Annotated in this window: 16 protein-coding genes; 6 read left to right on the top strand and 10 right to left on the bottom strand. The window is 50.4% G+C overall.

Annotated elements, in window-relative coordinates; genetic code table 11:
- Positions 1-29: 29 nt before the first annotated feature.
- Positions 30-434, top strand: coding sequence for a helix-turn-helix transcriptional regulator (locus ACFSSA_RS08360; RefSeq protein ID WP_386819981.1), 405 nt, complete (start codon positions 30-32; stop codon positions 432-434).
- A gap of 81 nt (positions 435-515) precedes the next feature.
- On the opposite strand, the gene ACFSSA_RS08355 is transcribed toward ACFSSA_RS08360, so the two are convergent.
- The 9 genes from ACFSSA_RS08355 to ACFSSA_RS08315 form a co-directional block, all read right to left on the bottom strand.
- Positions 516-1,346 (bottom strand): SDR family NAD(P)-dependent oxidoreductase, encoded by an 831-nt coding sequence (locus tag ACFSSA_RS08355; RefSeq protein ID WP_386819980.1) that lies wholly within the window; start codon positions 1,344-1,346, stop codon positions 516-518.
- A complete protein-coding gene (locus tag ACFSSA_RS08350; RefSeq protein WP_386819979.1) occupies positions 1,343-2,164 on the bottom strand; it encodes an SDR family NAD(P)-dependent oxidoreductase in 822 nt (273 codons plus the stop codon). Before ACFSSA_RS08350 ends, ACFSSA_RS08355 begins: the two co-directional genes overlap by 4 nt.
- Positions 2,164-3,366, bottom strand: coding sequence for an OmpP1/FadL family transporter (locus tag ACFSSA_RS08345; RefSeq protein ID WP_386819978.1), 1,203 nt, complete (start codon positions 3,364-3,366; stop codon positions 2,164-2,166). Before ACFSSA_RS08345 ends, ACFSSA_RS08350 begins: the two co-directional genes overlap by 1 nt.
- A gap of 203 nt (positions 3,367-3,569) precedes the next feature.
- Positions 3,570-3,740 carry a hypothetical protein gene (locus ACFSSA_RS08340; RefSeq protein ID WP_386819977.1) on the bottom strand — a complete coding sequence of 57 codons (171 nt, stop codon included), beginning with the start codon at positions 3,738-3,740 and terminating at the stop codon, positions 3,570-3,572.
- 132 nt (positions 3,741-3,872) lie between these two features.
- Positions 3,873-4,445, bottom strand: coding sequence for a prepilin-type N-terminal cleavage/methylation domain-containing protein (locus ACFSSA_RS08335; protein WP_386819976.1), 573 nt, complete (start codon positions 4,443-4,445; stop codon positions 3,873-3,875).
- Positions 4,446-4,556: 111 nt separating this feature from the next.
- A complete protein-coding gene (nadA, locus tag ACFSSA_RS08330) occupies positions 4,557-5,492 on the bottom strand; it encodes a quinolinate synthase NadA (protein WP_386819975.1) in 936 nt (311 codons plus the stop codon).
- A 51-nt stretch (positions 5,493-5,543) separates the two neighbouring features.
- Positions 5,544-6,302, bottom strand: coding sequence for a bactofilin family protein (locus ACFSSA_RS08325; protein WP_386819974.1), 759 nt, complete (start codon positions 6,300-6,302; stop codon positions 5,544-5,546).
- A 106-nt stretch (positions 6,303-6,408) separates the two neighbouring features.
- Positions 6,409-6,966, bottom strand: coding sequence for a bactofilin family protein (locus tag ACFSSA_RS08320; protein ID WP_386819973.1), 558 nt, complete (start codon positions 6,964-6,966; stop codon positions 6,409-6,411).
- 84 nt (positions 6,967-7,050) lie between these two features.
- Positions 7,051-7,845: a tetratricopeptide repeat protein gene (locus tag ACFSSA_RS08315; RefSeq protein ID WP_386819972.1), complete on the bottom strand. Its 795-nt coding sequence runs from the start codon at positions 7,843-7,845 to the stop codon at positions 7,051-7,053.
- Between the two features lie 157 nt (positions 7,846-8,002).
- On the opposite strand from ACFSSA_RS08315, the gene dnaE reads away from it, so the two are divergent.
- Positions 8,003-11,467, top strand: a complete 3,465-nt coding sequence (dnaE, locus tag ACFSSA_RS08310; RefSeq protein ID WP_386819971.1) for a DNA polymerase III subunit alpha — start codon at positions 8,003-8,005, stop codon at positions 11,465-11,467.
- Between the two features lie 39 nt (positions 11,468-11,506).
- Here the strand turns inward: dnaE and ACFSSA_RS08305 are convergent, their stop codons facing one another.
- Complete coding sequence (locus ACFSSA_RS08305; RefSeq protein WP_386819970.1) at positions 11,507-11,908, bottom strand: thiol-disulfide oxidoreductase DCC family protein; 402 nt, start codon at positions 11,906-11,908, stop codon at positions 11,507-11,509.
- Positions 11,909-12,003: 95 nt separating this feature from the next.
- On the opposite strand from ACFSSA_RS08305, the gene ACFSSA_RS08300 reads away from it, so the two are divergent.
- From ACFSSA_RS08300 to ACFSSA_RS08285, 4 genes are all read left to right on the top strand, one after another.
- On the top strand, positions 12,004-12,927 hold the full coding sequence (locus ACFSSA_RS08300; protein ID WP_386819969.1) for a type I phosphomannose isomerase catalytic subunit: 924 nt from the start codon (positions 12,004-12,006) through the stop codon (positions 12,925-12,927).
- A 107-nt stretch (positions 12,928-13,034) separates the two neighbouring features.
- Positions 13,035-13,934, top strand: coding sequence for a ParB/RepB/Spo0J family partition protein (locus ACFSSA_RS08295; protein WP_386819968.1), 900 nt, complete (start codon positions 13,035-13,037; stop codon positions 13,932-13,934).
- Positions 13,935-14,030: 96 nt separating this feature from the next.
- The gene (locus ACFSSA_RS08290) at positions 14,031-15,341 is read left to right on the top strand and encodes a CCA tRNA nucleotidyltransferase (RefSeq protein WP_386819967.1); all 1,311 of its coding nucleotides are present in this window, start codon (positions 14,031-14,033) and stop codon (positions 15,339-15,341) included.
- A gap of 93 nt (positions 15,342-15,434) precedes the next feature.
- Positions 15,435-16,538: an Lrp/AsnC family transcriptional regulator gene (locus tag ACFSSA_RS08285; RefSeq protein WP_386819966.1), complete on the top strand. Its 1,104-nt coding sequence runs from the start codon at positions 15,435-15,437 to the stop codon at positions 16,536-16,538.
- Positions 16,539-16,547: the final 9 nt, after the last annotated feature.

Genomic DNA, 16,547 nt, shown 5'->3' with positions numbered 1-16,547 from the left:
AACTCCCGTTGACCTTATGTGAAATAGGCATGGCAGATGTTCATAAAGATTTAAAGGTAGTCCAGCGGGATGGGATGGTTATCTATATCCCCACGAACGGACAGGGAGTTCCCCTCTCCAAGCTCGCATTCCAGTGCGGCTACCGTATTGATGCCATGTGTTCTTTGCTTGAGGTGTCACCCCGTCATTTCCGCCGGATTTTCACGGAGGCACTGGGAATGAGTCCGAAAAAATGGCTTAAATCAGAGAGAATGGTTTTTGCCCGCAATCTTCTACGCGGAGGCCTTTCCATAAAGGAGGTATCAGATCGCCTTGGATTCAGCTCACAGAAAGATTTTTACCTGGATTTCCGGGAATATTACTCGATTGCTCCTTCTGATTTCCAGTTACAAGAAACGGAACGAGTGATGGAGAAACTGGGATGGGCGAACTGATCACAAAAGGATCAGTCTACCCCTTACGATTGTCAAAATCGTAGAGTTCGCGAGCGAACAGCGAACAGAGAAGAGCGAAATCTAGTGCCGTTGAAAAATTCTCATAAACCGTCTATGGAAGATCCCCAATAATGATGGGGTCCAACAGGATAAGGTCCAAAGGAATTTTGCAGTGAAGGGGAAAATAATCTTCTCCTTATTTTTTACGACTCCATCGAGAAAACCCCATGCCGCCATCTCAGGGGTCAACATTCTTACGGGAAGGTCTTTGATCATCGATTCTCTGTCTGCCCCTACAATGCGATCCTGGGAGAAGATAGAGCTATTTACATAGCCCGGACAAGCTACCGATATCCTAATTCCGTGATTACATGCCTCCGCACGCAAGGATCTTGAAAACTCCAGAACAGCACCCTTGGAAGCCGTATAGGCGGCAGCAGTCGCGTATCCGGTAGATCCGGCAATAGAGGCAGTATTGATGATATGTCCCGAGCCTTCGGCTATCATTTTGGGATATATCAGATGGGTTCCGTTTACGACTCCCATTAGATTAATGTCCAAAAGCCATTTCCACCGCTCAAATGGTAAATTCTGGGCTTCGCCCAACAGTGTTACCCCTGCGTTATTGAACAAAAAGTCCACTTTTGGCGAAATTTTATAAACTTCATCTACAGCTAGCGAATACTCAGCTAGATCGCTCACACTGACGCATCGAGGATGGATCTTCCCGTTTTTACCGGAAAGACTCCCAACCAATTCGTCCAAGCCATTTTGATTTATGTCAAATGCGTGGATGGTAGCTCCACATTGATAAAGCAAGGTCGCCAATGCCCGCCCTATCCCGGATGCAGCGCCAGTCAGAACGACCGTTGCTCCTTCGAAAAGTTCGATCATTTTATCCGAAGGTTTCATAAAATACTGTTGTGAATTTTGAGCATTCGTCTGTGAACCAGATTCACAAGCCTCGGGACACGGGGAGCAATCCATTTCATCAACGTCGCATATGCCGGTGTCGCAAAATTTGTTTTACCTCTCTCAACACCCCTAACAATTTTTTGCGCCGCTTCACGGGGTTCCAAAATAGCAAATCCTAGTTTTTTTATGGATTTCATTGTCCGCTCATACGTCGTATTCCTATAAATGGCATTTTTATATATACTGCTATTTACATACCCTACTGCCACATGAACGACTGATACACCGTGACATTTTCCTTCATAAACCAAGCTCTTATATAGACCGAGCAGACCAGCTTTGGTGGTCGCATAAAAGCTGGCAGTCGGGTATCCGGTAAATGCCGACAGGGAGGAAACCAACACAATTTCGCCGGACTTACGAGCTATCATATGCCTGTAAAAATGATGACACATCTGGATAGGACTCAATAAATTGACCTTATATAGAAGCTCCAAATCTTCGCTCTTCAAATACTGAAATTCTCCGAACGACGTCATTCCTGCAGCAAGATAAACACTGTCTATCGGTAAGTCCTCAGGAAAATTAACATTAAGAATTTCCGTTAATTCGTCAATATGTGAGAAGTCGAGAATTACCGTCTGCACCTCCGCTCCCTTTTCCCGGGCAAGGTCGCCTGTTGCCTTAAGACGCTCGGGGCCTCTACCAAAAATCCAAAGACAAACACCTGGCTGGGCCAACATTATGGCAATTTCTCGGCCAATTCCAGAGCTAGCTCCGGTTACAACGACTCTTCGTTTTATATCGGCACTCATCAGAAATTTTTCTGCAATGAAAGAACGAGAGCATTGTGTCGGGACTTATACTTTCCATTCGCCAAGGGGTTAGAAGCTCCGTCCACCGTGCGGTTAGAATAACCGAACTGGTAGGCCAACATCCAATTATATGATTCAGATTTCCTGCCGAAACCTAGATTGAACCAATGTCTGTCGGCATCGGAAACACCGGGAGTAAAATCTCGATCGGGCTGCGAATTGGCATTGAAGTCATATCCCACAGCAAAAACATATCCCTCTGGAGTTATATAAGAAGCACCGATTTCATAAATGAAGGATGACTGCCAATTGAATGGAACCTCGGTTGGTCCGAGCACATTGGGAGATTCCAAGGTTAAGCTATCCAGCGAGTCCCAATTCAACCACTCGATATTGGCTTCGATATTCCAGCCTGGCGCTGGACGATAGGAATATCCACCGGCAATCCTTGAAGGAGTCTGGAAATCAATTTCCGCGCCACGATCACCAGGAACGAAATTCGAGATCGTTTCCCCTTCTAGATCGAACGTTGAAGCGGTGGCATATACTAAACCAAACGCATGTTTCGGTGCTGGCTGCCAGCGCAGGCTGACAGCTGCGGAAAGCCCCACGTCATCACCTTCAAATCGGAGAAATTGATTGGGAATACCCGATCCTTGCTCCAGTGTGAGATCCGCATAATTCGCAGAGATCGACGCTCCGATGGATAGTTCATCGGTAAGTTTGAATCCGACAGCCGACGTCGCCGATAGATAAGTCAGGCGCGCCTCGGTAACGACAGAGCTAAAGCTCGTATCCCTCCCCCAATCAGTTCCCAGTCCAAAAGGGCTATTCAGGGAAAAACCATAGGAAAGCCGATCGTTATGCGGTCTGACATAATATAAGCTAGGTGCGACCTGAAGCTCCGTATTTGCATCGACAGACTGCCCCATGACATTCGCCTCGTTTCCGAGAATAATAGAATAAAATCCGATTTGTGCCTGGGGTTCCTCCAATTGGGTCATCCCGGCAGGATTATAGAATACTGCGGAGGCATTATCGGCGGTCGCTACAAACGCATTACCTTTGGCGGTAGCGAAGGCGTCTTGATTCGGCAGATAGTAGCCAGCGCCCATGGCCATGTTTGTGACCAGTCCCATGAGCGTCATCGGAAAAATTTTGGGGAAGGCCTGTTGTGAAATCGCTCCTAATTCTTTTTTCATGGCAGTAATCTTAAAATCGCGACTAAGTCGGGCTATTAGGAAAATCTATTCAGAAATAGCTCACTACGAACTCGACACTCGGAAAGTGTCCTAAGCCCTGTCCCTATCCAAGACAACTTTTCGCTAACCGGGAGAGTTTGTAATATTTGCAGGAATCAGTGTCTTCCTGATCTACAAATTGTTGTAACAGTTCTTACAACTGTCTAGTAGACTGGTGCACCGTATTCGTATTCCTGTCCCCCACTGTTGCTGCCAGAATTTTGAATCTTATTTTTTGTCCAATGATAGCCATCCTTCGTATCGCGCCAAAGGCCGATGGTAGTATTGCAGGATATCAAAGTGCAGCTGGTGATTAGAATCAAAACGAGTTTCATAGCAGCAAAATTCTAGATGCAAAAAGTCTTTAAGCAAACTTGATTTTCAACCGTTGTCTTCTTTGTGTATAAAAAATGCCCGGTGGCAAATCATACCACCGGGCTTTTGTAAAAAAGACTAGTTTGGGATAATTACCAAGTCTTGACCAAAGTGCTTGGTTTTGCTTCGCCAACGCTCTCAACACCCAGGCTATAAACGGCGGCACGGCGGCCATTGAGAGTCACCGCAGAACTACCCTGTGGAGTAACTCTGATCTGGTCATCATAATCTGTATCCAAAACGACGTAAAACGGCTGCCCCCATGGATCGAGCAAGCTATCGATGGAACTGCCATTAGCGGAGTAAACCACCCCGTCGCGCTTACCATTTTTCGACTCCTTCAATGAAAGGAAACGGATCTTACGGTCATTTTGAATATTATTTCCGGTGCCTTCAAGACCAGCAAGGATATTCAACAATTCCCCCTCAGAAGTATCTGTCTGCTCTTCAACATCAGGAAGGGCCGAATACTCTGCGTAGAATTGTTCAATTGCTGTCTGAACCGAAGTGGCAGATGCCTGAGCTGTTACTTTGCGGGCCTTGTTCATCGCGGCCGTGCCGCCTGCGAAACCAGCGGCTGCAAGGACAGCAATGATCGCGATTACGACAAGCAATTCCACTAGAGTGAATCCTTTTTTAGAATTTAAAGTATTTGGGTTTTTCATAAATCAGATAGGAAGATTGAGATGTTAAACTGCGGATACGTCAAACGCATTTTCAATTTTTGACGCATTGACAACGTAAATACGTAATCATCGGGGAGAATGAATTGCAAATCATTTCGATTGCTCCAGCATGCGCAATAGAGGGAACTCAGCCCTTCTGCGGACCTCCTCATCCATTTCGACCCTGGGTTGAAGATCACGAAGGCAGTTCCGCAACTTTTCCATCGTGTTCATTTTCATATAGCGACAATCCGCACACGCACAGCGATCGGTAGGGCCGGCTATAAGATTTTTATCCGGGCATTCGCGTCTTAGTCTATGCAGCATGCCGCTTTCCGTAACAACAATGATATCCTTTACGGGCGCATCCTTGCAGTAATGAACCATTTTTTCGGTGGAGCAAACTTCATCGGCTAGCAATCTTACCGCCTGAGTGCACTCGGGATGAGCAACCACCAGTGCGTCTGGATATTCTTCCTTGATGCGGTTGATCGAATCTCTCGTAAATTCCACGTGGACGTAGCAAGCACCCTGCCACAAATCCATCTTGCGACCCGTTTGTTCCATGACCCATGCTCCCAAATTTGCATCAGGAACAAAAAGGATGGGCCGGTCAGCCGGAGCCTGGTTGACAATTTTCACCGCATTTCCCGAGGTGCATATGACATCACACAGCGCTTTGACTCCACCCGAGCAATTGATATATGCGATCACGTAATAATTTTTCTCGGCATTCTCTTTCAGGAAAGCTTCCAACTGGTCAGCGGGACAAGATTGCTCAAGCGAGCAACCGGCATCTTTATCCGGCAATACGACGATCTTGCCTGGATTTACGATTTTCGCAGTCTCAGCCATGAAATGCACTCCGCAAAACACGATAACATCGGCGTTGGTTTCTTTTGCCTTGTAAGCCAGCCCCAAAGAATCGCCGACATAATCCGCGACGTCCTGGATATCTCCAGTCTGGTAATTATGGGCTAAAATAACCGCATTCTGAGTGCGCTTGAGTTCGAGAATCTCGTCTTTCAAATCGAGGGCTGCTTGCATGGGCAAATGTCCCCACCCAGACGGGAATATGCAAGTTTGAATCGAAGTCTATCACGATGCATCCGCACCACCGCGCACCACTTCCATCACTCCAGAATGTTTTGCTCCCGGCTTAACCACCAGCCCCGCAGCCCGTGCGAGTCCTTGAAGATGTGCCTTTTTCTCAAGAGTGATTTTCTCGCTGCACGTCAACTGGGCTTTCACCTGACCATCGATGTAGGCACTCTTTGCGTGAACATCCCCTTGGAATTCGACAATAGCGCCCCGTTCTACGCGAAGCTCCCCACATCTTACGTTCCCAATGATCTTTCCATGACTCCTGATCTTGAGTGTGCCCGAACACTCAACGGATGCCGCAAGCTGTCCCAATACCGTGAGATCATGACATTGAACATGGACGCCATTGATTGATCCACCCTTGAGAATTGTCACATCCCCCCTGGTTTGAATCCGGCGTCTCCATGCGTGATCTACTTCGTAATCACGCAGGCTTATGTATCCACCACATTTCGGACACTGGCTGGACTGAGCATCCGGCACGACTTCGAATAACTTCTGGCAGTGATAACACTCGATTTCGCGCTTGACGATTTCACGCCTGAAAAAATTCTTCAGTCTTAAAACGGGCGTAATCCGTTCTATCTTTGAGACATTGGATGCCTCGCCAATTGTAGGATGCTGGATAGGAGGCTTGGAACTGGAGGCCAACCGAGTAGCATACTTCGGCCGAAGGACAGGCTTCCCGTCCTTCACATCCATGTGCTGGCCGCAGCTCCGGCATAGCGTTGAGATCACCATGGATGGTTCCATTTGGTGATTCTCACACTTCGGACAAACAAGCTCTATACGCCGGCTGTTAAACTCAACACCCATACTTGACTATGCTTGTTTGTAAAAAACTTTTCTCGACGAAAAGTTACTTGGCAGGTTGTGCCTGCTGTGAAGCTTGGGCAGGCTTGGAATCAGCTGCGGAAGCTTGGGAAGGAGTGCCCACGGTGGATTTACCGACGAAGATGGCACCAGCCTCAATGGTGAGAGTTTTAGCCTTGATATCACCGACTACTTCAGCACTCGATTTCAGTTCCACCCGGTCTGTTGCCGTCATATTACCATGAACCTTGCCGTAGACGATCACTGTCCCGGTTTTGATTTCAGCTTTGAGACGGGCATTTTCACCAACGGTCAGATTGCCGGTAGACTGGATGTCTCCCTCAATCTTTCCATCGACGATGAGATCATGCTGGAATTTGACTGTTCCTTTGATCTCCACGTCCGAGGAGAGAACGTTTCGGGTATTCCCGGACGCAGGTCTTGCCGATGGAGAGCTCTGTGGAGCCGCTGGTGCGGAGTAACTTGAAGCCGGAGCTTCTCTTGATGGTGTCGGAGCGGCCGGCTGAGGCGCACGCTCTTCAGGAGTGGTCAGCGATGGCTTGTTGGATTCGCTTGCTTCTTGGCCAATAACTTTCTTAAACACGATGGAAATAAACGTTTAAATTTTAGGTATGTCAACGGGATTTCCCCACTCTTTGGGGCATGATTTTAGAGGGTTCCTTGCAAACTATTCAGGCAGTGAAGGCGTCTCATTTGCACCATCTTTCACAGCGTCGATAAGATCATTGATTTCAAGATCTCCAGCCGGGGCCTTTTCATCATCCTCTCCTGTCAGCTTGACTTCAGGGACTGTGATTGGAGCTGAAACCAGCGCTGGCGCTTTAGCCTTTACCACTTGGGAGCGCAATGTTGCCTCTTGGGAGAAGGAGCTTCCCGGAAAATCCCGTCCGACAGTCTCATAAGCCTTCACCGCAGCCTCCACGTTACCTTTAGATGCCTCCAGGTCACCAAGAGTGATCCAGGCAAAGGGCGCAAGATAACGCGAATCGGAGTCTTCCGTGAGTTTTTTGAGTAGTTCCACCGCTTCGTCGGCTTTTCCCTGGCTGGCAAGCTTCGTCGCCAGGCTTGCCTCGGCGCTCGGACGTGCGGGGTGTTCGCCTTCGTTTTCCACAAAAGCGCGGAGTGTGGAGATTGCCTCATCCTGCAAGCCCTCTTCCCACTGTTTTTCCGCGAGCAGGATCTTTGCGCTGTTCGCTGCGGCGGTGCCCTCGTGATTTTTTACGACCGACTGTAAATCCTCGGAATCGACGGCTTTTGTGAGAAGTTCTCCAGCTGTTTCCTCACCTCCCTGCTTGATGCCACTGTAAACAACATAGGCGGCAGTCAAGATCGTAAGAATCACTGCGATGACGATCAATTTCATCTGATGCTTATCGAGAAATACCTCCAAAGCCGGCGGCGCTTGCGAAATTTCTCCCAACGGGCTTCCTGTTTCAGCGTCTAATGTGGTATGGTTGGACATAAAATTCTTTCGCCATTGCGGCGGACGCCCATGCAAGCCATGCATGGCTCCAAAATCAACTGGATTATTTGATTAGCGCTTCATTACTTCCATTGCTTGCCAAAATCCCCAAATCCGCTTCCCTCTCCCGCCCACCCAGATAAGCTTTACCGCGCGCATGTCAGACTCCTTCGTTCATCTCCATCTCCATACAGAATTTTCACTCCTTGACGGTATGATCCGCACCAAGGAACTGGCCGCCCGGGCAGCGGAGCTCGGCATGCCAGCTGTGGCAATGACAGATCACGGCAATCTCTTCGGAGCGATCGAGTTCTATCAATCTTGCCTGAAAGCGGGAGTGAAACCGATCCTAGGCTGTGAAATCTATCTTGCTCCTGAGGCGATGAGCCAGAAAAAGAAGATCCTCAACCGTAAATCGGCAACGCATCTCACATTGTTGGCGGAGACTGACGAGGGATGGAAAAATCTCTCCAAGCTCGTCTCGATTGGTCATCTGGAAGGCTCCTATAACGGCAAACCGCGGGTGGATCGTGATATTCTCCGCGCTCATTCAGACGGAATCATCTGTCTCTCCGGCTGCATCTCGGGTCCGGTAAACGAATGGCTTCTCAAGGGTGAACAAGAGAAAGCACTGGAAACGATGACGGAACTCCGTGACATCTTCGGACAGGACAATCTCTACGTGGAACTTCACAATCACGGATTGGAGGCTCAGCAAAATCTTATCCCCCAGCTTGTCGCCATGGCTAAGGAGCTGGCGCTGCCTGTCGTCGCTGCCAATGACGTTCATTTTTTGAACCGTAGCGACCATGAGGCTCACGACGTCATGATCTGTATCGGCACAGGCGCGATGATTATCGACGAGGATCGCATGCGTTACAATCCGGAGGTTCATTTCAAAACCGCGGAGGAAATGCGGGAAATTTTCAAAGATATTCCCGAAGCCTGCGACAATACCCTGAGAATCGCAGAGCGTTGCAACGTGAACATCAAGCTGGATTCCACATCTTCGGAAAAATACCCACAGTTCCCCACCCCGGATGGTTCTCCCCGGGAGGAATATCTAATGCGGATCTGCCAGGAAGGTGTGGTAAGACATTATGGCGAAGAACGGGCCAATTCGCCGGAGGTTCAAGAGCGCTTGAAATACGAGGTCGACACCATCAATAGTCTGGGATTCGCGTCCTACTTCCTTATAACCGCGGACTTCATCCAGTGGGCCCGCGATAATGATATTCCGGTGGGACCGGGCCGGGGATCGGCGGCGGGATCGCTTGCTTCCTACGCAATGGGAATCACAAACATCTGCCCCCTGAAATTCGGCCTCCTTTTTGAGCGATTCCTCAATCCGGAGCGGGTTTCGCCACCCGATGTCGATATCGATTTTTGTCAGTCCCGGCGCGCCGAAGTCATTGATTACGTGCGTAAAAAGTATGGGGAACGGTCCGTTTCACACATCATTACCTACGGCACCATGGGAGCGAAATCGGTGATCCGTGACGTAGCGAGAGTCATGGGCGTTTCATACGGGGAGGCGGACCGTATTTCAAAAATGATCGAAGCGAAGCCGGGAGTCACCCTTCAGAAGGAGTGGGACACCAAAGAAGAGCTCCGCGAGCTTATCGAGTCCTCCTCCACCTACAAGGAACTCTGGTCCTACGCGTTACGCCTGGAAGGAATCAACCGGAACGTTGGGATCCACGCTGCCGGTGTTGTGATCGGCGATAGGCCATTGGACGAACATGTCCCGCTGACACGGGGTAACGAAGGCGAAGTCGTCACTCAATACGATATGGGAGCGATCACCGAGGTCGGCTTATTGAAAATGGATTTCCTCGGTTTGAAAAACCTCACGGTAATTCAGGATGCGGTGAACCATATCCGCAAACACACCCCCGATTTTGATATCGAAAAAGTCCCGCTCGATGATCAGGCAACCTTCGACATGTTGAACCGCGGCGAAACCATGGGGGTCTTCCAGCTGGAGTCCGGAGGCATGGTCGAAACGTGCAAGAAATACGAGATTCGTAGTATCGATGACATTATCGACCTTATTGCTGTCTATCGCCCCGGAGCGATGCAGTTCATCGATCAGATGCTTGATGTCAAAAAGGGGAAAAAGGCGATGTATGAGCATCCGCTTCTCGAAACCATCTGTGGCAATACCTATGGCGTCATGATTTATCAGGAGCAGGTGCAGAATGCAGCCAAAGTGCTCGCCGGATACACGCTGGGGGGCGCCGATCTCCTTCGCCGGGCAATGGGTAAAAAGGACGTCAAAAAAATGGCGGAAGAGCGGGTCAAGTTCATCAAAGGTGCGCAGGAGACCAATGGCATTGGCGAAAAACTTGCTAACGCAATCTTTGATAAAATCAATGCATTCGCGGGCTACGGATTCAACAAATCCCATTCCGCATGCTACGGCCACATCTCGTATTGGACAGCCTACATGAAGGCAAACCATCCCGTGGAATTCATGGCGGCATTGCTTTCCAATGAAATCAACAACACCGATAAGATCACCGTTTTCGTGGCCGAGTGTCACAAGATGAAGATCGAAATCCTGCCACCCAATCTCAACAAATCACTTTTACGTTTCGCCCCCGAAGAAACTCCCAGCGGGGGCAGAGGTGTCCGCTACGGACTTGCCGCAATCAAAAACTGTGGTGAGGCGGCAATGGCGGCTGCGATCCGCGAGCGGGTGGAGAGCGGTGGTTACAAATCGTTGGAGGATTTTTCAAACCGTCTTGATTCAAAGGTCATCAACAAACGGATCCTCGAGAACCTGGTAAAGGCTGGTGCTCTCGACTGGACGGGCGAGAACCGCGCTTCGATGTTTGCCCGTTTGGAGCAAGTCGTTGCTTCTGCTTCCGCAGCACAGCGGGACAAGGCCTCCGGGCAGGTGTCATTGTTCGACGCCATGGATTTCGCCCCGCCGCCGATCACCAGAGACTCACCTGCGGCAAATGCGATCGAAGAGTGGTCGAAGGATGACAAGCTGGCTCACGAAAAAGAGCTACTTGGATTCTATGTAACCGGCCATCCGTTGGACAAATTCCGCGGCGTATTGGACTCCGACAAATATAACAAGATCGGACTGATCGATGAGATCGAGCTGATCAATCCACGCGAACGCTATCCCATCGCCGGGATGATCCGTTCCGTAGAATCACGCATGACGAAGGCAGGCAAACCTTTCGGGATCCTCACCATCGAGGATTTCACCGGATCGTGTGAGATCATGCTCTGGTCGGAGTCTTTCACACCGGCAAGAGACTCGGGAATTCTTGTCCCGGGAAATATTGTTAAACTCAAAATCGCCATCCAGGTCGATGATCGCACGGGCGGGCGCCGGTTGACGGGCAATAGCCTAGACGAGCTTAAGCCCAAACGCGGAAAAAGCACCAAGGGCCCCCTGGAGCTGCTGCTTTGGACACACATTCACACACCGGAAGATTTGAAGCAAATCCACGAAGAACTTGTCAGCCACCCCGGGCAGACACCAGTTATCCTACATTTCCAGAATTCTGCGGGGAAACGCCTTTCCATCGAGCCATCGGAGAAATTCATGATTAAACGCAATCCGGAGCTCATGCAGGCGCTTGATCGCTTTATTGAGTGAGTTAAACGTGGCCTGGAACATCATGGCGATGCCAGTCATCTAATGGCGCATCCTCTTGCGGAAGTTTTCGTCTGGAAAGCCGCAGGATCCGGCTGTTTTGCCGACGAGGAGATACCGATGTCTCGCAATAAGATCATACAGCCGATTTGTGAGAAACAACGGGAATAGCCTCAAAAGAAAACCCAGCAGCCTATAAACCCCGCCCAGTATTTTCCCCAGCTGGGATACGGCCTCGAATTTGAAGAATTTCGCGCCGCTTTCCTCATCCAAGAGCACAATGGTTCCATTCAGGCTGGCATATTTCTCCAAGCCGAGACTTCTCGATAATTCCCCCTGAAGTGGGGCAAAATCTACCCGCTGATGTGTGTCGATCCGGTGAACCCGCTGAATGGATTTATTACAAAATCCACAATCACCATCAAAAAAAAGCACCCATGCCATGGTTCCAATCTATGCTTCACAGACCGGTATATCCCACTAAAAAGTTACAAATACCGGCTTTCCATATCTGTCTGTAATTGCATGATCCCCCGCATATGCCAGCCATCACTTTCAAACCGCTTTATATGGAACGCATTTGGGGCGGCCGTCAGCTAGAGACATTCTACTCACGTAGCCTCCCGGAAGCCGATAAACCTTTCGGCGAAGCTTGGGAAATCGTCGATCGGGCGGACGCTCAATCGATAGTGACCGGGGGCGAATACAAAGGCATGTCACTGCACGATCTATGGAAAAACCATCGTCCGGAAATTTTCGGCAGTAATCTACCGGATTCCGAGAGGTTTCCCATATTGATCAAGATCCTTGATGCCGCGGATGATCTTTCAGTTCAAGTTCACCCTCCGGCAATAATCGCGGAAAATCTGGGCGGTGAGCCAAAAACCGAAATGTGGTTCATTGCAGACTGCAAGCCAGACTCCAAACTTTACGTTGGCATGAAAAACGGTGCCACGCGGGACTCGTTCGAAATGGCCATCAAGGAAGGCAGCGTCGAGGAGCAGATCCATTCCATCGCACCGGAAAAAGGCGATTCAATTTTCATTGAGTCAGGTCGCCTGCACGCCATCGGGGCTGGATTCCTCATCCATGAGATCCAACAAAATTCGGATACCACCTATCGGGTGTTCGATTGGAACCGAACCGATGCCGAAGGCAATCCCCGCCAACTCCACGTAGAGCAGTCGCTTGCTTGTATCGATTTCCACGATTTCGAGCCCCGGATGGATCAACCCGAAGGCAACACCTTGGCAGAATGCCCCTACTTCAAGACCACACTCCATCATCTCGCCCAGGGAGAAAGTATTGGGAATCCCTCGGCGGATCAATTTTCTCTGATCACAATCGTCAGCGGATCACTGGATAATTCGCATACCAAAGGCCAGACGCTATTGCTACCCAAAGGATCCGGCAAGATGGCCGCCAGTGAGCAAACAACTGTTTTACAGATTACGATTCCCTGAGACCTGCCGGAAAAATCGGCACGCGGGATCCAACGCCCGCTTCATTTGCACGCAGGCATCGAAATCTGCTTTCCCTTCACTGCGGTTTTATCCACACTCCCCCTCCCATGGCAAAGCAAGCACTCGGCAAAGGACTCGGCGCCCTCATCAAAAAGAATCAGGCACTTCCAGGCGAAGCACCTGAAGACTCTACCGATGATTTATCGCGCGTTCGCGATGTCGCGATCGACCAGATCGTTGCATCTCCGTTGCAGCCGCGGAATCAGTTTGTCGATGCTCCACTGGATGATCTTGTGGAGTCCATCCGCCAACATGGGATTATCCAGCCACTCATTGCGCGGGTGGTCGATGGGAAGTATGAACTGATCGCGGGAGAGCGCCGGTGGCGAGCTTCCAAAAAACTCGGACTTGGAACGGTTCCTGTCATTGAGCGAGCGGCATCGGATCGCGATGTTTTGGAAATGGCTCTTATCGAGAACCTCCAACGCGAGGATCTCAATCCCATCGAAGAGGCCGCTGGTTACGTTCGCCTGGCGAAGGAGTTTTCCCTCAAGCAGGAAGAGATTGCCACACGGGTGGGTAAATCCCGGGCCTCGGTGGCGAACGCAATGCGCCTGCTCGATCTTCATTCCGATATTCAGCTGAATCTTGCCCAAGGTCACATCACCGTTGGCCACGCGAAAGCAATTCTCGCGCTTAAGAACTCGGATACCCAGAAACTGGCTGCAGATCAGATCATCCGCCGCAAGCTCACCGTCCGGGCCGCTGAAAAGCTCACCCAGTCCCTGTTGACCAACCCGTCCGGGGATGCGGATCAGAAAAAAACTCCGCTGCGGGAGATTGATATCCACGTCCAGGCACTTACCAAACGTCTCCAGGAACATCTCGCCACCCATGTCGCGATCAACCACTCTACGAAGAAAGGTAAAATCGAGATCGAGTATTATGGAAATGACGATTTACAGCGCATTCTGGAGCTTCTCCGTTTGCCGAACACGACCTTGTAGCTCCGGGAACGCGGCAGCAATGTATCACCTGAGCCATGTCGGCTACCAAGGTGCTCCTTAGTCCGCAGAATCCAAGCCATCGGCAATTTTTTATTTATGTCAAACCGCGAAGCAGCCACCGCACAGGCTGAAATTCTTACCAAGGCCGGCCACATCACCTATTTTGCAGGCGGCTGTGTCCGTGACAAACTTCTGGGCCTGAAACCAAAGGATTTCGATCTCGCCACGTCGGCCACTCCTAAGGATGTATTGAAATTATTTCCAGGCTCCAATCAGGTTGGTGCTCATTTCGGAGTCGTGATTACAAAATACGCGGGGCATCATATCGAAATCGCCACCTTCCGGACGGATGGCTCATACGCCGATGGCCGCCGACCTGACAGCGTCACCTTCTCCACTCCCGAAGAAGATGCCCATCGGCGTGACTTCACGATCAACGGACTCTTCGAACATCCGGAAACGGGTGAGATCATCGATCACGTCAATGGTTTGGCTGATATCAGAGACAGAGTCCTGAGGGCGATCGGCACCCCTTCCCATCGTTTTCAGGAGGATGCACTACGGCTGCTGCGGGCGGTCCGCTTTGCCACCACGCTCGATTTTCCCATCGAGACCAGCACACTCACCGCGCTTCGGGAGAATTCACATCTCCTTCATAAAATTTCCCCGGAGCGCATAAGGGATGAATTTTCTAAGATCATCACCTCAAGAAACCGTCGCCGAGGCATTGAACTCCTTGTCGATACGGGCTTGATCCAACACGTGATTCCGGAGGTTATTGCCTTGATTGGCTGCGAACAACCCCCGGAGTGGCATCCTGAAGGTGATGTTTACACCCACACGTGCATCATGTTGGAAATGCTTGAAGACGATGCCTCTTTGGAGCTTTGTTTGGCAACCCTGTTACACGATATCGCCAAGCCTCCGACTCAGACCTTCGACGAAGAATCCAACCGGATCCGCTTCAATGGACACGACACACTCGGGGCGGAAATGACGGAAGAAATCCTTTCTAGATTGAAATATCCCAATGCCGTCATCCGCGATGCCGCGCACATGGTTTCACGACATATGCAGTTCATGAACGTCCAGCAAATGCGGAAAGCCAGGCTCAAGCGTTTCATGTCGGTCCCGACATTCGAGCAAGAGATGGAGCTCCACAGAGTCGACTGCGCATCATCGAACGGTTTTACCGATAATTATGTTTTTCTCCACGAGAAAGCCGAGGAATTCGCAGCCGAGCCATTGATTCCACCGGCATGGATCAGTGGAAAAGACCTGATCCAATGCGGCCTGACACCCGGCCCGGGGTTCAAAGAAATCCTCGACGAAATCCAGACCGAGCAACTTGAAGGACGCATCACTTCCCGGGAGGAAGCCCTCGCTTACCTGAAAAAGCTTCTGTGAACCCCTTGCTGAAAATTACTCACTTTCTCTCAAATCCTCCGCAAGAATCAATCTGGCTTGGACGTTCCTAAATCCCCGCATACCATCCGCCCAATGACTTCCGATATCCCTACAGCCGTCTCAGACCCCATCAACAAGCAGATCCTATCAATTTCAGAAGATTTGATTGCAGGCTTCCAGCGCCATCCTTTCCAGCTTATCGCAGAAAAATCCGGAGTTCCGTTGGAAACCGTCATCGAGCGCATCCGTGCCATGCAGGACGCCGGCATCATCCGCCGCGTTCGTCAGACGATGCTAGCCACGAAGCTTGCACACGGAGCATTGGTTGCCTGGAAAGTGCCCGAAGATAAGCTCAATGCGGCCTTCGATTTCATGGCGAAGGAAGATCCGTTTTCTGGACATGTGGTCATTCGCTCCACCGATACCGAAGTGTCCGGCTCCGGCTACCGGCTCTGGACCACACTGAAAGTTCCTGTCGGCGAGTCGCTTGATTTCCACGCGACCAAACTCCTCGCACTCACCGGGGCAACGGAATATCTGCTAATGCCTGCCAACGGTGTTTTTGCTCTTGGCGTTGGCCACATGCGCCGCAAAACCATGGAGCCCGGGGAAAAATCCCCTGATCCCGCAGTCATGATGACCACTGTCCCCGCGGATCTTACCGATGAAGAATGGGAGATCCTACTGATTCTCAAGGAAGAGCTTACCTTGGACGAAATCAATGAAAACCCTTGGGAAAAACGAGCAGAGAGAGCAGGTGTTTCCCTGGATCGTTTCTGTGAGGTTGCAGAGGCATTGAACGAGAAGAAAGTTATCGGCCGTTTCTCTACCTTCCTGGAGCATGTGAAACCCTCAGAAACCGGGGAGCGGGTTACCCGCTTCAATGGACTCTTCCATTGGGCTGTGCCAAAGGGCCGGGAAATCGAGGCCGGAGCCGAGGTAGGCCGCCACTACTGCATGACTCATTGCTATTGGCGTGAAGGTGGGCCGCAATTCGGCGATGTAAATATTATGGGCGTGGTTCACGGCACGGAGAAGGATCGCGTGCTGGCTCATAAAGCAGCCATCGATAAACACCTGGAGGAAATTGGTATCCCAGTCTCCTATACGAATGTTTTCTGGGGCGGCCGTTCGGAAATCAAACCATCTGAGATTTCACCGAAGGTCTATAAGGAATGGCACGCGAAGCATCCTTAATTCCGAAAA

It is taken from the genome of Luteolibacter algae, from assembly GCF_042683045.1.
Taxonomy (GTDB): domain Bacteria; phylum Verrucomicrobiota; class Verrucomicrobiia; order Verrucomicrobiales; family Akkermansiaceae; genus Luteolibacter; species Luteolibacter algae.
Note: the sequence above shows the minus strand (reverse complement) of the source record. Positions and strands in the feature narration are given on the sequence as shown.

Excerpts from the sequence above, each read along its gene's own strand:
- ACFSSA_RS08360 (WP_386819981.1), top strand. The coding sequence starts at position 30 with ATGGCAGATGTTCATAAAGATTTAAAGGTAGTCCAGCGGGATGGGATG.
- ACFSSA_RS08355 (WP_386819980.1), bottom strand. The coding sequence starts at position 1,346 with ATGAAACCTTCGGATAAAATGATCGAACTTTTCGAAGGAGCAACGGTC.
- ACFSSA_RS08350 (WP_386819979.1), bottom strand. The coding sequence starts at position 2,164 with ATGAGTGCCGATATAAAACGAAGAGTCGTTGTAACCGGAGCTAGCTCT.
- ACFSSA_RS08345 (WP_386819978.1), bottom strand. The coding sequence starts at position 3,366 with ATGAAAAAAGAATTAGGAGCGATTTCACAACAGGCCTTCCCCAAAATT.
- ACFSSA_RS08340 (WP_386819977.1), bottom strand. The coding sequence starts at position 3,740 with ATGAAACTCGTTTTGATTCTAATCACCAGCTGCACTTTGATATCCTGC.
- ACFSSA_RS08335 (WP_386819976.1), bottom strand. The coding sequence starts at position 4,445 with ATGAAAAACCCAAATACTTTAAATTCTAAAAAAGGATTCACTCTAGTG.
- nadA (WP_386819975.1), bottom strand. The coding sequence starts at position 5,492 with ATGCAAGCAGCCCTCGATTTGAAAGACGAGATTCTCGAACTCAAGCGC.
- ACFSSA_RS08325 (WP_386819974.1), bottom strand. The coding sequence starts at position 6,302 with ATGGAACCATCCATGGTGATCTCAACGCTATGCCGGAGCTGCGGCCAG.
- ACFSSA_RS08315 (WP_386819972.1), bottom strand. The coding sequence starts at position 7,845 with ATGTCCAACCATACCACATTAGACGCTGAAACAGGAAGCCCGTTGGGA.
- dnaE (WP_386819971.1), top strand. The coding sequence starts at position 8,003 with ATGTCAGACTCCTTCGTTCATCTCCATCTCCATACAGAATTTTCACTC.
- ACFSSA_RS08305 (WP_386819970.1), bottom strand. The coding sequence starts at position 11,908 with ATGGCATGGGTGCTTTTTTTTGATGGTGATTGTGGATTTTGTAATAAA.
- ACFSSA_RS08300 (WP_386819969.1), top strand. The coding sequence starts at position 12,004 with ATGCCAGCCATCACTTTCAAACCGCTTTATATGGAACGCATTTGGGGC.
- ACFSSA_RS08295 (WP_386819968.1), top strand. The coding sequence starts at position 13,035 with ATGGCAAAGCAAGCACTCGGCAAAGGACTCGGCGCCCTCATCAAAAAG.
- ACFSSA_RS08290 (WP_386819967.1), top strand. The coding sequence starts at position 14,031 with ATGTCAAACCGCGAAGCAGCCACCGCACAGGCTGAAATTCTTACCAAG.
- ACFSSA_RS08285 (WP_386819966.1), top strand. The coding sequence starts at position 15,435 with ATGACTTCCGATATCCCTACAGCCGTCTCAGACCCCATCAACAAGCAG.